This is a genomic window from Denitrobacterium detoxificans (genome assembly GCF_001643775.1).
Lineage (GTDB): Bacteria > Actinomycetota > Coriobacteriia > Coriobacteriales > Eggerthellaceae > Denitrobacterium > Denitrobacterium detoxificans.
Genome location: NZ_CP011402.1, coordinates 1,136,472 through 1,151,291, shown reverse-complemented (window position 1 = coordinate 1,151,291; position 14,820 = coordinate 1,136,472). Strand labels below are relative to the sequence as shown.

Here is a 14,820-nt window from a genome sequence, read left to right as displayed (position 1 = left end):
CATACAGGCGAAGGGGCGCTCGTCTATTAGAGAATCGCTAGGCCTCGCGAGACAGAGCCGCAAGAGCCTCGCGCACGATATGCGCGCTATCACGCGCCGCCTTGCGCTCGAACTGATCGTACGACACGAAATCGCTGCCATCGGCCTTGTCGGAAATAGAGCGAACAACCACAAAGGGAACGCCGTTGAGCGCGCAAGCCTGGGCAATGGAAGCGCCTTCCATGTCGCAGCACCGCGCCTCGAAATCGCGAATGATGCGTTCCTTCGCATCCGAATTGCCCACGAACTGATCGCCCGAGGCAATGCGACCGCGATGAACGCCAATATCGGTTGCAGCATGATGCGCCGAGGCAACGATATGCTCGGCCATGGGCTCGCTCGACTCGTACGATACGGGCATACCAGGCACCTGGCCAAGTTCGTACCCGAATATCGTCGCATCGACGTCGTGCTGCACGCAATCGGTGGAAACCACGATGTCGCCAATGTTGATGCTCGCATCAAGAGAGCCGGCGGCGCCGGTGTTGATGACGTGCGTAACGCCATAAACGCTAACGAGCAGCTGCGCACACAATGCGGCATTCACCTTGCCAACGCCACTGCGAACGATAACGCACGCCACTCCTTCCAGCATGCCCTCGCAAAACTCCATGCCCGCATGTTGCGTACGCGTGCACGAGGAAAGCTGGCCGATAAGCGTTTCGACTTCGATTTCCATCGCGCCGATAATACCGATTTTCATGAGCGCCCCTAAGAACGTGTTTTATCCGCGCCTGATAATATCAACAACTACGAACGCGGACAGCACGAAGGCTCCCAGATAGCCAAAAAACGACAGTGCGGGCACACCTATGATGGTCACGGACGTACCCACGAACACCATGAGACTCGAGCCGATGAACAGGCTCGCCACGATAATGGCCAAGCTCAGGCGATTGATGATCTTCGAAAGGTGCGTCATGGGCGCTTCGGAGCCAAGCACCTCCATGTTCACCTTAAGCTGCCCACGCGTGAGCATGCGCAGCGCTTCGCCCGAATAGGCGGCCGCACCCGAAAGCCCCTTCGCCGCACGACGCATGTCGAGCGCGGCATCCTCAAGCGCATCACGGGCAGTGGCAAGCGGATCCTGGGCGTTCTTTAAATGGTTGTTGATTATGGCGATGATGTTGCCACTCTGAATGAACGGGGAAATGGTTCCCTCCATGGTAACGATGCCGCGGGAAACGCTGGTGATGGACGCAGGCAACGTAACCTTAGATGAGCGCGTGAGCGCAAAGACATCGCTCAGGAACAAGCCAATATCCAAGTCGGCCACTTCCGTGGAACCGTAATCGGAAAGCATGATGTCGAGGTCGGCCAGAAAACGCGCATGGTCTATCGCGGAATTGTCGCGCTGGACGGCAAAGGATAGCAATGCGTCCTTCAGCTCGGAAGAGCTCTGCACGCCTACGGCATGGATGATATCGCCGAACCCCTTTCGATCGCGTGGCGAAAGACGGCCCATGATGCCCAGGTCGATGTAGACGATTTGCCCATCGCGAACAAGAATGTTGCCAGGATGCGGGTCGGCATGGAAGAATCCATGGTCCAAAATCTGCGTTGCGTAGTTGTCGAGCAGCTTCTCGCCAATTTCCTGCAACTCGTAGCCCTGCTTTTCCAACTCGGACACATTGGCTATGGAAATGCCTTCGATGTATTCCATGACCAGGACCGATTCGCTGCAGAGCTCACGATAGACCTTCGGACACGTGATGAAGCGCACGTCCTTGTTCAAACGCGCGAACTCCTCCAGGTTATCCGCCTCGATAAGAAAGTCGGTTTCCTCCAGAAACGTGGACCACAGCTCTTCAACGACATCGTTCAGATTGAGCATCTGGTCGCCCTTTACCATGCGCGTAGCCCTGCGGGCAAGCGTACGCATAATGGCGATATCCTGGGCCATCTTCACGCGCACGCCCGGACGCTGAATCTTTACCGCCACCACTTCCCCGCTGACAAGGCGGGCCTTGTGAACCTGGGCAAGCGAAGCCGACCCCAAGGGCTCGGGGTCGATGGCATCGAACAACTCGTTCATGCGCTCGGCACCGAATTCGTCTTCGAGCGCCTGACGCATTTGCTCATACGACAGCGGGTCGCATTCAGCCTGCAGCTTTTCCAGCTCTTCGCAATAGACCTTGGGGAGGATCTCAGAGCGCGTGGAGAGAGTCTGGCCAATCTTCACGAAGCTCGGACCCAGGTCCTCGAGCATGGCGCGAAATTCTTCGGGCGTAATCCCCGAAAAGAAGCGATGCTTGCGCACCAGACTGTATATCTCGCGAAGACGCTTCGTACGCGCCTTGCGGGAAAGGTCGAACTTATGCTCGGGGTCCATTTCGGACCCCGATTTAAAGATGTATTTGAGAAGCGTGTTGTCGGGCACCGGAGTACCTTACCAGCGGAAAGGCTATTCGGCGCCTTCGGCCTTGTCTTCGCTTGCCTCTACTTCGACTTCGACGACTTCGTTCGCCTGAGCCTGGGCATCCTTGGCGTTGAGCTTTTCGGCGACCTCGGCGGCCTTGGCAACGAACGCAGCACGCTCTTCTTCGTTCATGAACGACATGCGCGCTTCAAGAGCGGCATCACGCGCCTGAGCCGCGCCATTCGCAGCCTTGCGCTTCAGTTCGTAATTGATGTCTTTGCCCTGTTCGACGGTGATTTCCCCCTTGGCGATCATGACGTCGACCATTTCCTTAGCCTTTTCGCCCGTAATGGCCATCGCGCCAATGCCAGCTAGAAAAACGTTCTTGAAACCCTCACTCACATTTGCCATGGCAAACCCCCTTTTCTTGGGAACAAACGCTTCATCAAGCTGGTACGTATTATAGTGCAATGGCCAAACATCAGGGCCAACGACAACAAACTGCAACCGTACGCCCTGCGCAAGACGCAATTTTCGTGTCAGAGCCACGCAACCCAAACGCTTGCGCAGGAGGTGCGGTAGGATACTGAACCATGAAAGAATTCGATAACTACATTGGCGTATTCGACTCGGGCGTAGGCGGCATCAGCGTGCTGAAGGAGCTGGTGCAGGCAATGCCGAACGAGCATTTCCTGTTCTATGGCGATTCTGCCCACGCGCCCTACGGAGACAAGGACCCGCAGACCATCGCGCGCCTTTCGGGCGATATCGCCACCCGCATGATCGACTCGGGCTGCAAGGCAATCGTCATCGCGTGCAACACGGCAACAAGCGCCGCAGCAGAACAGCTGCGCACCACCTGGCCCAATACGCCCATCATTGGCATCGAGCCCGCGCTGAAGCCCGCTGCCCGCGCATTCGTACATGGCCGCATCCTGGTCATGGCGACGGCTGCCACGCTCAAGCTCGAAAAGTTCCACGAACTAGCGGTGCATTGGGGGAGCAATTCCGAAATCCACACGCTTCCCTGCCCAGGGCTCGTCGACCTCATCGAGACCGGTGACCTGGATTCCAGGGCCATGCGCACCTATCTGGAGGAAAAGCTTGGCCCCTACCGCGGAAAAGTAGACGCCATCGTGCTGGGCTGCACGCACTACCCCTTCATCAAGCGCCAGATTGCGTACGTTATGGGCGAAATCGCGTTCTTCGACGGCGGCGAGGGAACGGCGCGCCACACGAAGCGGAAGCTGCAGGAACACGGCATCGAGGCACCTGCCGACCAGAAGGGACGCGTCGTCTTCCGCAGCAGCATAGAAGGCGAAGGGCAACGCGAGCTCTACGAGCGTCTCTATCACCTTCCCCTGTACTAGTAACTACGCAAAAGGGCCCGCAACTCCACGAGTTACGGGCCCTTTTCAGACGCGAATTGATTCGACCTAGACGGTTTCGAACGCCTGCGGGTCGCGCGGCTTGCTCTGCCGCACGTTGACTTCAGCCTTCAGGCTCACGCGCGCGTTCTTGGGAACGCTGCTGGTAACGAAGGCGCTACCACCGATGACCGAACCCGCGCCCACGATGGTTTCGCCACCCAAGACGCTGGCATTGGAGTAGATCGTAACGTTGTCCTCGATGGTGGGATGGCGCTTCACGCCCTTCAGACCCTGACCAGCGCGCGTGGAGAGAGCACCCAGCGTAACGCCCTGGTAGACCTTCACGTGCTTGCCGATGATGGTGGTCTCGCCAATGACGACGCCCGTTGCATGGTCGATGAAGAAGTACTCGTCGATGGTGGCACCCGCATTGATGTCCACGCCGGAATGGTCGTGTGCGTATTCGCTCATGATACGCGGAATGAGGGGCACATTCTGCACGTACAGCTCGTGCGCGATGCGATGCACGAAGATGGCAAACAAGCCGGGATAGCTGAAGATGATCTCTTCCTTGCTGCCCGCAGCGGGGTCGCCGTCGAACGCGGCCTGCACGTCGGTAAGCAGAATGCGCTGCACCTCGGGCAGGCGGCGCAGGAACGCCTGGACGACGCCGTCGACGCGCTCTTCCAGCTCTTCTGCGTTGATATCGGGATCCTGGAACAGGAACGCCTCGCGAACCTGCGCGGAAAGCTGATGCTCGATACGGCTGAGCGCTTCGCCGATGAAGTAATCGGAACGATGGAGCGTGGCTACGTCGTCGCTGAAGTAGCGCGGGAAGAGAACGCGACGCACTTCCTTGATGATTTCGATAATGGCCCCACGACTGGGAAAATGACGGTCTACGCAACTGAGGCACACTTCCTCATTTTCGTAGTTCGCCGAAATGCCTTCGATAATGCCCTGCATATCATTTGATTCGATCATATAGGCTCCTAGCATTCCCGGACGCGCGTACGCATCCTGCATCTTGTTTTGGGGCTATTCTAACGCAGCCGCAAGGATTAGCAGCGAGAAAGAATAGCCGCGAGTATCTTTTCCGACCCCCTGTCACTCTTGAAACCCTTCGTCTACCTGCAATTTCCAGCGAGGGCACCCAAAGGGGGCACGCGGCATCTGGTATACTCGATATACCAAAATAGTAATATCTAGGAGGCGCATATGCAGAAATTCATTGCCGACGAATCGCTGTGGGAGCTATTCCCCGACGCAGCCATTGCCGTCCTCTCCTTCAAGGGAGTGCAGGAAACGAAGGAGCTCTCCGAGCAAGAGGCCATTGAAGTGCGCCAGCTCCTTGCCGCGGCAAACGAAGAGGCCAATAAGTACCTCACGAGCAACACGATTTCCCAAAATGCCGTACCCGCAGCATGGCGCGCGGCATACCAGAAGTTCCCCACCAAAAAGGGTGCGCGCTGCTCCATCGAGAATCTGCTCAAGCGCGTTCTGAAGGGCAACCCCGTGGGAACCATCGCCCCTTCGGTCGACATCACCAATGCCATCTCGCTGAAGTACGCCTTCCCCATCGGCGTTGAGAACCTGGGTGCTGTCGAAGGCGACCTGCGTCTGGGCGCCATGCAGGGCGGCGAGGACTTCCTGCCCATCGGCTCGGACAAGCAAGAGCCGCCCCTGCCCGGCGAAATCGCCTATTACGACACCGTGGGTGCCATCTGCCGCTGCTGGAACTGGCGCGACGGCCAACGCACCGAAGTAAACGATGCAACGACCGAGGAATTCGTCGCCATGGAATGCATCGAGCCCGAACGAATCGACGACCTGCGCACCGCTATGGACGAACTCGCCGAGCTCATGACCAAGTACCTTGACGCAGAAGTCGTCGCCAAGGAAATCATCACGAAGGACAACCCCGAGGTAGTCATCGCATAGCGGCATCGCAACCAATTCCGGGCACACGCCCAAGCGAAAGGAAAGCCATGCTCGTACTCGTCGTAAACGCTGGCAGCTCGTCGCTGAAAAGCCAGCTCATCGAAACTGAAGGCAAGATCACGCGCATGAAATGCCTGGCCGAGAAGCTAGGCTCCGCCAACGCGAGCATGGCCATTTCCTTCGCGCCCGACTTCAAGAAGGCCGTCTATTCCGTAGCCAACCTGAGCGTGTCGCAATGCCTGCGCAAGCTGCTGGACATCATGGAGGAAGAACCCGACTCCCCCATTTCCGGGCTCGACCAGATCGACGCCATCGGCAACCGCATCGTGGCTGGTGGCGAATACTTCACGAAGGCCACGCTCATCGACGCGGGGGCACGTGAGAACCTAGCGAAATGCGAGGAGCTCGCCCCGCTGCACAATCCTCCCGCCGACACCTGCATCGACATGCTGCGCGAACTGCTTCCCAACACTCCGCAGGTTGCCGTATTCGATACGGCCTTTCACGCCACCATGCCCAAGAAGGCGTACATGTACCCGCTGCCCATGGAGTACTACGAGAAGTACCATATTCGCCGGTACGGGGCACACGGCACGAGCCATCGTTACGCAGCCCAACAAGCGGCGAACCTGCTGGGGCGGCCGCTGCGCGACCTGGGCCTCATAACCTGCCATCTGGGCAACGGAGGCTCCATCACGGCCGTTAACCATGGCCGCTCCATCGACACCACCATGGGATTCACCCCGCTGGAAGGGCTCATGATGGGAACGCGCTCGGGTTCCATCGATCCCGCCATCATCACCTACATCATGCGCGAGGAGGGCAAGACGTTCGACGAAATGGATGCCATCCTGAACCGTCAGAGTGGCGTACTGGGCATCAGCGGAATGTCATCTGACATGCGCGACGTGCTCGACGCCGCTTCCAAGGGCGATGAGCGAGCAAACCTGGCCATCGACATGTACGTCTACCGTGTGCAGAAGGCCATCGGCTCGTACTACGCCGCCATGACCCGCACCGATGCGGTGGTCATGACGGCTGGCATCGGAGAGAACTCCGCCGACCTGCGCGAACGCATTTTCGCGGGGCTCGCACACATGGGCATGATCCTAGACAAGGAACGCAACGACGTCACAGGGCAAATCGGCATGAACCGCGTGATCAGCATCGATGACAGCCCCATCAAGATCTGCGTCGTCACCACCGACGAAGAGATGCGCATCGCACGCGAGACCGACAATCTCATCAGCCAGCTCTAGCCAGCATCCCATTGAAAAGGGGTCCTCTGACGAACTAATTGGACTCAAACGGGAATAAAAGAGGTATGATGTGCGGCAACGCAATCATCACGCCAATCGGAAGAAGAGCCCATGGTCCGCCTATCGCAAAGCCGCATCGATTACCTGATGGAAGAGGACGTTCCCTATATCGACCTCACGAGCACGGTACTGGGCATTTCCGAGGAACAGGGCGAAATGCAGTACTTTACCCGCGAGGCATGCACGGTTGCCGGTGCCGAAATCGTAGCACGCATGGCAGAAAACGCAGGTTGCCAGGCAAGCATAGTGCACCCCACGGGGTCTGCCGCCCAACCCGGCGAGACCATCGTAACCGTAAAGGGCAGCGTTGGGGCATTGCACCAGGTCTGGAAGGCGGGTTTGAACGTACTCGACCACCTTTCCGCCGTAGCCACCAAAACGCGTGCCATGGTAGATTCCGTGCATAAGGCCAACCCCCATTGCGAGGTCCTTACCACGCGCAAGAGCATGCCCGGATGCAAGGACCTGCTCATCGAGGCCATCATGGCAGGAGGAGCCTTCCCCCACCGCTTGGGACTATCCGAAACCGTTCTGGTATTCGAGCACCACATGACCTTCCTTGGCGGCTTCGATACCTTCGTAGAACACCTTCCCGACTTCCGCAGCCGCTGCATCGAAAAGAAGCTCTTCGTGGAAGCTACGCCCGAACAGGCGCTTACCCTAGCACGTGCTGGCGTGGACGGCATTCAGCTCGACAAGGTACCGGCTAGCACGCTCGAGACGCTCGTTCCGAAGCTTCGCGCAATCGACCCACGCCTCACCCTTATTGCCGCAGGCGGCATCAATCCGGCCAATGCTGCCGACTACGCATCAACGGGCGTCGACGGCCTGGCAACAACATGCCTCTACACCGCCAAGCCTCTCGATATGAGCGTGCGCATGACGACGCTTTCCTAGCGCTGCAAAGCAACCATACGAAAAACGACTCGACCGCGTATCAGTTTCGCTGCAAGAGCGCGTTTGCCCCCATCAGCGAGTACACTAAAAAACGGGCGCAATTCGGGCCCATGGACACGCGCAGAGAGGATGCCTCGTGAAGACCATCGTCATCAGCGACTTGCATCTGGGCCTAGACGACAGCCTGTCGGAAACCGTGAAAAACCGCCCAAAGCTTGCAGCCTTCATCGAAATGATCGGGCGAGAGCATTTGGCTGACGAACTCGTCATCAATGGCGACTTCCTGGATCACTGGTTCTACCCAGCAACTGCAAATGCTCCGCGCACCTCCCATGAGTTCTATAAGGCGTGCGCCAAGAACAACGCAGAGGTAATTGAGGCCATCAAAGACCTGGTGCGTTCGGGCACGCCCGTAGTCTACGTACCTGGCAATCACGATATGACGCTCACTTCCGAAGCGCTAGAGGAAATCATTCCCGGCATCATCCAAGCGCGCGACGTGCCTGGATTGGGGCGCTATCGCACGGGCGTGCGCGGCGAGGTAGTCATCGAACACGGGCATCGCTACGAAATACTGTGCGCCCCCAACACCATCGCAAACGCCAACATCATGGAATACGGTCACCCCCTGCTGCCACCTGGCTACTTCTTCATTCGTCTCAAGGAACGCTCCATCGCCGAGGGGCGCTATGCGAATCCCACACGCAATACAGCATGCAGGAAGGTTCCACCCACGCTTCCCGAACCAAACCCCAACGACAAGCAGGCATGCGCGGAATACGCGTACTGGAAGCTCTGGGCCGACATCGTGAGCGATTGGTTCCCCGTTGAAGAGGAGCTCGACGACAAGTTCATCGAGGTGGCTGTCGATGGCCTGGTAGGAACATTTTCGCCGAGAGACCTGCTGCCAGTTACACTACCCGGGGAAGACTCCGCTAGCCCACTCTTCCAGGAACTGATACCAACCTGGGACGAAATGCAGCGTCGCAATCTCGTACCCACGCCCATTTCAGCCCGGCACTCCATCGAGCACCCCATCAGCGACGAAGAGGATATCGAAGTTCTTCCGACGCTCGAATGCTTCGACGTGGACCCTTCCGCAGACGTGCTCATACTTGGCCACACGCACGTAGCGGGATACAAGGAATTCCCGGGCTACGATCGTCCCAAGGTTTTCGCCAACAGCGGAACATGGGTCGACTCAAATGGCAACGACCCCGAGAACACGGCCACCTTCGTACTCGTTGAGTCCACGAGCGAAGGCGATACCGTAAGCGTGCTCAAATGCGAGGGCAAGAACACGGTTGAGCGCATCGTACCCGTTCAGAACGACCACATCAGACCAACGAAATAACCTAGCTGCCATCACCGTCGCACAAAAAATACTCTACCGAAACGAACCTTTGATCAGAGATGCGTGTCGCCACGCAAATTAACCAAGGCCGGCAAGGGCGGCTATCAGAGCATTGACCTCGTCAGGGCAGTCGGCATTCGAGTTATGCCCCGCACCGGCAATCCAAGCCAAAGGATACCCCGTCTCCTTCGCCCATGCGCGATTGTAGCGGCGCGTTGAACCCGCTGCGTCCTTTTCTCCGCAGATGAGATGCACGGGGCAATCGATTTCGTAAGGAAGGTCGCGCTCGATTGCCGCAGCCAAAATGCGGTAGCCATACCCCGCAAGAACAGAAAACTCTTCGTGGTTGTATACGCTCCAGATTTCCCGCATGAGCTTCTGACCATACTCCGTCGTGGCGCAGCCCTTCACGCCAGCCCGAACGAGCGGCTCATGAGGATAGGCCCTATAGACGGAGGTCATGCGACTGAGCAACCAGAGCTCCCAGGAAGAATAATACTGCCGCTGGAGAGGCGCGGAATCGATGGAGACAAAACCCGCAACCTCACCTGGAAACCGTTGCATGAACGCTTGGCTCACGTAGCCACCCATGGATTGGCCAACAAGAATAGGGCGTTCGATGCCTTCCACGTCAATAATCTCATGGAGCCAGCAGGCCATATCTTCGAGCGAAAACGACAACTCAAAAGGACGCGAGTCGGCATGGGCTGGCGCATCCCACACGACCACGTTGCACAAACGCTCAAAGTATTCGACCTGCTTCTGAAACAAGCGATGGTCGGCAGTGAGCCCTGGTAGAAAGACAAGCGTTACCGCATGGGGCTCGATTTCATTGACCCAATACGTAATAGCTCCCTTATCGGTCGCATAGGCCTTTCGAATCACAAGCAATCCCCTCCAATGTGCAAGAGAACTGGACCTATGCCGATAATACCAAGCGACACCCAACCTCGCCTTGAAAGATGCCGGACAGAGTATGAGGCCCCATGCGGAAATAACCCATCGTGCGCTACCATATAGCACGTGACGAAGCGAGCAATCGGCAGGCTACGCGGGAAAGAGGCCCCATGAAAACGCACGACTTACCTACCTGCGAGTTCGGGTTCCACGACATCACAATGCATGTGCAGCAGGATGTGCATGAAAGCGGCGTCCGCGAGGGTCTTTGCACGGTATACTGCCCACACACCACCGCAGCAATCACCATCAACGAAAACGCCGACCCCGACGTGCAACACGACCTGAAGCTTGCGCTCGGAGACATCTTTGGGCGGCGCGATCGAGCCGAATTCCTTCATGCCGAGGGCAACAGCCATGCGCATTTGAAATCGAGCCTAGTCGGAGCATCGGAAACCATCCCCATCTCGAACGGGAAACTGGTGCTCGGCACCTGGCAGGGTATTTATTTCTGCGAATTCGACGGCCCACGCCATCGTCGCTTCTACGTGCAAATTGTTGGGGAATAGCCCCACCGGGGCGTGCGCTTCACGCGTTTCCACCCCAACGAGTTCAAGTCTCGCCACCGTCCCCAAATACGAAGAGAGATTCCGGGCGTCGGCTGATTTAAAAATGGTTGTCATATATTCTAGCCCCGATTGACTCAGTCGAAAAAGTAGCCTCGAATGAAGGCGAATTTGCCAACGCGCTGCATGTCCCGCTTTCAAAAAAACGAGATCGCTTACCCGCATGCCAACATTTATATGAAGCATCCCAAATTGCAGCTTGCAGGAAAAGCAAATCCGCACCGACATAGAACCAAGCATGTCAACAATCGAAGCAGAACCGTAATCAATTACGAATCACCGCCTTCCGAAGTTCATAGCATATTCTTTAATTAGCTTTGGCCATCCAGCGCATGGCCCGATGGCCTATCATCCAAGGTGTGACCGGATTAAGCACGATACGATATAGGGGACGAAATGGGGACCGGATACTACGAACACGAAGTAGAAGTGCGTTTCACCGAAGGAATGCTTCAGTCGTCACGTGATTGGCAGTGGTTTGTCGATTACACCGAGAAGAACTTCGAGCCTCCAATAGAACTAGAGTCCTTTAATGACTTCAATCGGGCATATTTATCAATCCGGCCTGCTTTTGTCCATTTCGCAAGAATAGTCGACTCCATTGGAGACTTTCGCCCCTCATTTGAAACTCCCTGGCTAAATTCTGTTTATGACTGCGTCTTAATCAGGAGCGGGGCAAAGAGCCCAGAAGAAGCAATTGGGAGAAATGGCTTCTTCGACGCCTTGTGCATAGCCTCAGTTGGAACCTATCTGATTAACTGCGTAAGCGAAACAAGATACCCATTCAACCCACAGCTCCTATACCACTCGAACCTCCACCAACTATTCGATTTCAGCCCTCTCGGAAATGATAAACAACACGTAATAAAGCTCGCATACAGCATCGACCTCCCAGAATTCGAAAACGCTGCAAAAACATTGGAATCTAATTTAGAGGGCGAATCCATCTCGATTAACGAGCAATACGTCAAAACCGTTCTAGATACTTATTTCGACGAAGACTTCCTTTCGTTCAAAAGCGTGATAGGAAAAACATTCCAGACATGGCAAGAAGCCCTGCTGTGCGATTCTTTCAGAACGTCGTTCACCGAGGGAACAATCGAGCCGATGATACGTCTGAGAAACGGCACAGAATCGCCAGACACCACCGCATGGACGGAGAAAGTTCTTTCGATGGCTAAGGACGCTTTCGTCGATAAACGAGCCATTTGCATCATCGAAGTACTTGAATACAGTACGCAAGGGAAGGCCCCGTCAGAAGCAAGTCAAAATCTACTAGTCGATCTCTTTCTGGGGCATGCAGAACGATGCGTTAAAGCTAACAAACCAATACGGAAGTTGACTTGCACCGCGATGAAAGTGCTTCAGCGCTTGTGCGAGTCTAGGCAGCTCGCGGATGGACCAAAAGGAAAGTATTTTAAAGGACTTTCGACCCTCCTTTCAGGCATCTCTGACTATGATGATATATGCTTTATGAAGGCAAACGGCTTTCCTTGCACCAACAGGCAAAAGGAGATTTTTCTCGTAAAAACAAAGAGTATTACGAAAGACTCTCTTGCAGCAGTTACTTGCACACATGATCTGATTGCCGTGTTTAAAGACTCTCGATGCGCAAAGAACTGCGACAGCAGTGATGCCGAGCGTTCGTTAGAGCTATTCATCGAGTATGCTCAGAAGGTTGATGTCGAGACTGCAGAGCTATTCTACTGGGCAATGATGTTCTACATTGATGTCCTGGACAATCCGCAAATCGATAATAAGTGGACTAAAGAGACTCTGATTTCACTGCGCCGCATTTGGCGGGAAATCTGTTATGCACCAGTGGTTGCGAACATGCAGGTATTTTCTCACGAAGGTTCGATACCCGTAGCTGAAATCGAAAAGTTCAACAGAGCCTTTCTCGAGAGTCCGCACGGAATCGCTCGCAGCATGTTTCTTCAATCCGATGAGGCCATTTTAAAAAATCTCGAGTCCATGGCAGAGCATGCGTTTATTAATCTGTTCGACAAAACAACTATATCGGAATACTATCCCGAGCACATCCATATAGCATACGAGCAGAAAGCCCACCCCATTGATTGGATGATCGCCTCTGAAGTAATGCGCATTTATAACGCCAATTCGTATCGCTTTCTAAACGCCATGAAAGAGCGAGAGGTTATCGATGAATTCTACGAGTGCCTAAGTCAAACGATTCTGGCCTGCACTTCGCTTATCAAGATAAGGCCTGCATACAATTGGGTTTCCGAAAATGCACCCAAGTATTACGAGCTTCTTTCATTCCCGGAATCGCATCCTACATTGGGGCATCTAACCCAACTATTCCCAATTCTCGAAAACGCTATTAGGGAGATAGGCGAATTCTTTGCGATTGTACCTTTCAGGGCGGCAAAAGATTCCTATACGTACCTGAAGGACGTTGTTAGCGTCTTGGCAAGCCTTATCGGAGAAGTGCGCGAAATCACAGGCACAATCCAAGGATGCAATGAATTCCTATTTGTTTACCATGTTATGTACTCACCAAATGGATTCAACGTCAGGAACGACTGCGTTCACGGTCGTTGTTACCAGGATTCAAGTGGAGTAGCAAAAGCGTTCCGACTGACCGTAATTTGCACATACATGATGTTAAAAAGACTGCGCGATCTAGAAGAAGCTTTCACGGAGACGGAGAAGCCGAACGATGAGAATTAAGCGTCGAAAGCGTAACCAAATCGAGCATAGTCCCAGATAGAACCAAATAAGACAAACGTCACGATTTTCCCAACAATAATTCCAGGTCACCTCAACATATTGACCGACCCTCCTTCGACGGACGTTCCTCGGATGACGGCTCTTGATGGACGTTGCGGACGACCTCGAAATGATCAAATCGACATTTGAAACAAGACGGCCTGAATCTAGGAGCACGCCCAGGCTCGGTCGGGCGAAACGCTACGGACGCCCCACTGGGGCGTCCGCTTCACGTGTTTCCACTCCAACGAATTCAAGTCTCGTCCCACGTAACAAAAAAAGAGGCTTCGGTAGTTTGTGTGACAAGGGGCTAGCCTAGGCAGCAACGCTCTTCGCTCCCTTCACGCCCTTCTTCCTCGCCTTCACCGGGCGACCCGGGAGCTGGGGCTGGCAGTCGCCGCACCTGAGCATGAGCAGGGCCACGAGGTTGTCGGTGTTGCGGAAGCCGTAGCCCATCCTCACCGTCACCTTGATCTTGTTGTTGATGGCCTCTACGCGCCCGTTGCTGATGCCGAGCTCGACTGCGGCGATGATGTCGTCGCGCCGGCGGCGCACCTTCTTCTCCACGGCGACGACCTTGGCGATCTTGCAGTAGGCGGCCCTGTGCATCCAGTCGTCGAGCAGCTCGGCGGCCTCGGAGCCGTCGGCTGCCCGGAAGACGGCCCGCAGGTCCTCCTTGAGCTCCCAGGCCCTGACCAGCCGCGAGCCGGCCCTCTTCTTGAGCGCCTCGAGCCTCGCCCTCTGGCCGTCGGTGAGGTCCTCGGGGTTCTTCACGAGCGCGTAGCGGCTGCCCTTGATGGAGGCCGCCTCCTCCTCGAGCGCCCTGACCTCCTCGGGCGGCAGCTCGCCTTTGGCAGGCCTGCCGCGCTTGCCCTCGGGCCTGGGCCTGGCGGCCCTGGCGGCGGCCCTGGCGGCGTTCCACTCCTCGCAGCGCACGGCGTCGAGCGCGTCGTTCATCCACTGGACCACGTGGAAGGGGTCCATGACCCACCTCGCGTTGGGGCGAGCGGCGCTTGACCAGCTGCCTTATCCACCCTCGCGCCGTCGGCGGTCACCACCTCTATGGCGCGCCTCTGCTCGCGCGTGAGCTCGTCGAGGAACAGGTTGAGCACGTCCTTGCCGGTGCCCTCCGTGCGCCCAGATGAGGCAGCCGCGGTCGTGGTCGACGACCACCGTGACGTACTTGTGGCCCTTCTTGTACGACGTCTCGTCGATGCCGATGCGGCGCACGCCGTCGAACCTCGAGGCGCCGCGCGCGGCCTCCGAGCTCGGCGTAGACGCGCCT

12 protein-coding genes and 1 pseudogene are annotated in these 14,820 nt (G+C 56.2%); 7 read left to right on the top strand and 6 right to left on the bottom strand.

Translation table 11 applies throughout. The features are described 5' to 3' along the window. Positions 1 to 37: 37 nt before the first annotated feature. From AAY81_RS04755 to AAY81_RS04745, 3 genes are read right to left on the bottom strand one after another with little or no spacing between them, the layout of a single operon-like run. Positions 38 to 742: a 5'-methylthioadenosine/adenosylhomocysteine nucleosidase gene (locus AAY81_RS04755; protein WP_066662036.1), complete on the bottom strand. Its 705-nt coding sequence runs from the start codon at positions 740 to 742 to the stop codon at positions 38 to 40. A gap of 21 nt (positions 743 to 763) precedes the next feature. Further along, the gene (locus AAY81_RS04750) at positions 764 to 2,419 is read right to left on the bottom strand and encodes an ABC1 kinase family protein (RefSeq protein ID WP_066662032.1); all 1,656 of its coding nucleotides are present in this window, start codon (positions 2,417 to 2,419) and stop codon (positions 764 to 766) included. A gap of 24 nt (positions 2,420 to 2,443) precedes the next feature. Then, positions 2,444 to 2,809, bottom strand: coding sequence for a hypothetical protein (locus AAY81_RS04745; RefSeq protein WP_066662031.1), 366 nt, complete (start codon positions 2,807 to 2,809; stop codon positions 2,444 to 2,446). 182 nt (positions 2,810 to 2,991) lie between these two features. Between AAY81_RS04745 and murI the strand changes: the two genes are divergently transcribed. Beyond that, the gene (gene murI / locus AAY81_RS04740) at positions 2,992 to 3,768 is read left to right on the top strand and encodes a glutamate racemase (protein WP_066662026.1); all 777 of its coding nucleotides are present in this window, start codon (positions 2,992 to 2,994) and stop codon (positions 3,766 to 3,768) included. A 66-nt stretch (positions 3,769 to 3,834) separates the two neighbouring features. Here murI and AAY81_RS04735 read toward each other — a convergent pair whose 3' ends face one another. Then, the gene (locus AAY81_RS04735) at positions 3,835 to 4,749 is read right to left on the bottom strand and encodes a serine O-acetyltransferase (protein ID WP_143117402.1); all 915 of its coding nucleotides are present in this window, start codon (positions 4,747 to 4,749) and stop codon (positions 3,835 to 3,837) included. A gap of 237 nt (positions 4,750 to 4,986) precedes the next feature. On the opposite strand from AAY81_RS04735, the gene AAY81_RS04730 reads away from it, so the two are divergent. The 4 genes from AAY81_RS04730 to AAY81_RS04715 all read left to right on the top strand — a co-directional run bounded on the left by AAY81_RS04730 (position 4,987) and on the right by AAY81_RS04715 (position 9,279). Continuing rightward, entirely contained in the window at positions 4,987 to 5,709 is a 723-nt protein-coding gene (locus AAY81_RS04730; RefSeq protein ID WP_066662024.1) for a B3/B4 domain-containing protein, read from the top strand. A gap of 47 nt (positions 5,710 to 5,756) precedes the next feature. Further along, positions 5,757 to 6,968 carry an acetate/propionate family kinase gene (locus AAY81_RS04725; RefSeq protein WP_066662022.1) on the top strand — a complete coding sequence of 404 codons (1,212 nt, stop codon included), beginning with the start codon at positions 5,757 to 5,759 and terminating at the stop codon, positions 6,966 to 6,968. A 111-nt stretch (positions 6,969 to 7,079) separates the two neighbouring features. Beyond that, positions 7,080 to 7,925, top strand: coding sequence for a ModD protein (gene modD / locus AAY81_RS04720; RefSeq protein WP_066662018.1), 846 nt, complete (start codon positions 7,080 to 7,082; stop codon positions 7,923 to 7,925). Between the two features lie 136 nt (positions 7,926 to 8,061). Continuing rightward, positions 8,062 to 9,279 (top strand): metallophosphoesterase, encoded by a 1,218-nt coding sequence (locus AAY81_RS04715; RefSeq protein ID WP_066662014.1) that lies wholly within the window; start codon positions 8,062 to 8,064, stop codon positions 9,277 to 9,279. 78 nt (positions 9,280 to 9,357) lie between these two features. Here the strand turns inward: AAY81_RS04715 and AAY81_RS04710 are convergent, their stop codons facing one another. Beyond that, entirely contained in the window at positions 9,358 to 10,164 is an 807-nt protein-coding gene (locus AAY81_RS04710; RefSeq protein WP_066662013.1) for an alpha/beta fold hydrolase, read from the bottom strand. A 182-nt stretch (positions 10,165 to 10,346) separates the two neighbouring features. On the opposite strand from AAY81_RS04710, the gene AAY81_RS04705 reads away from it, so the two are divergent. After that, positions 10,347 to 10,745 (top strand): secondary thiamine-phosphate synthase enzyme YjbQ, encoded by a 399-nt coding sequence (locus AAY81_RS04705; protein ID WP_066662011.1) that lies wholly within the window; start codon positions 10,347 to 10,349, stop codon positions 10,743 to 10,745. Positions 10,746 to 11,198: 453 nt separating this feature from the next. Beyond that, positions 11,199 to 13,496, top strand: coding sequence for a hypothetical protein (locus AAY81_RS04700; protein ID WP_066662006.1), 2,298 nt, complete (start codon positions 11,199 to 11,201; stop codon positions 13,494 to 13,496). 354 nt (positions 13,497 to 13,850) lie between these two features. Here AAY81_RS04700 and AAY81_RS10145 read toward each other — a convergent pair. Then, a pseudogene (locus AAY81_RS10145) lies at positions 13,851 to 14,765 on the bottom strand (ISL3 family transposase). Positions 14,766 to 14,820 lie beyond the last annotated feature (55 nt).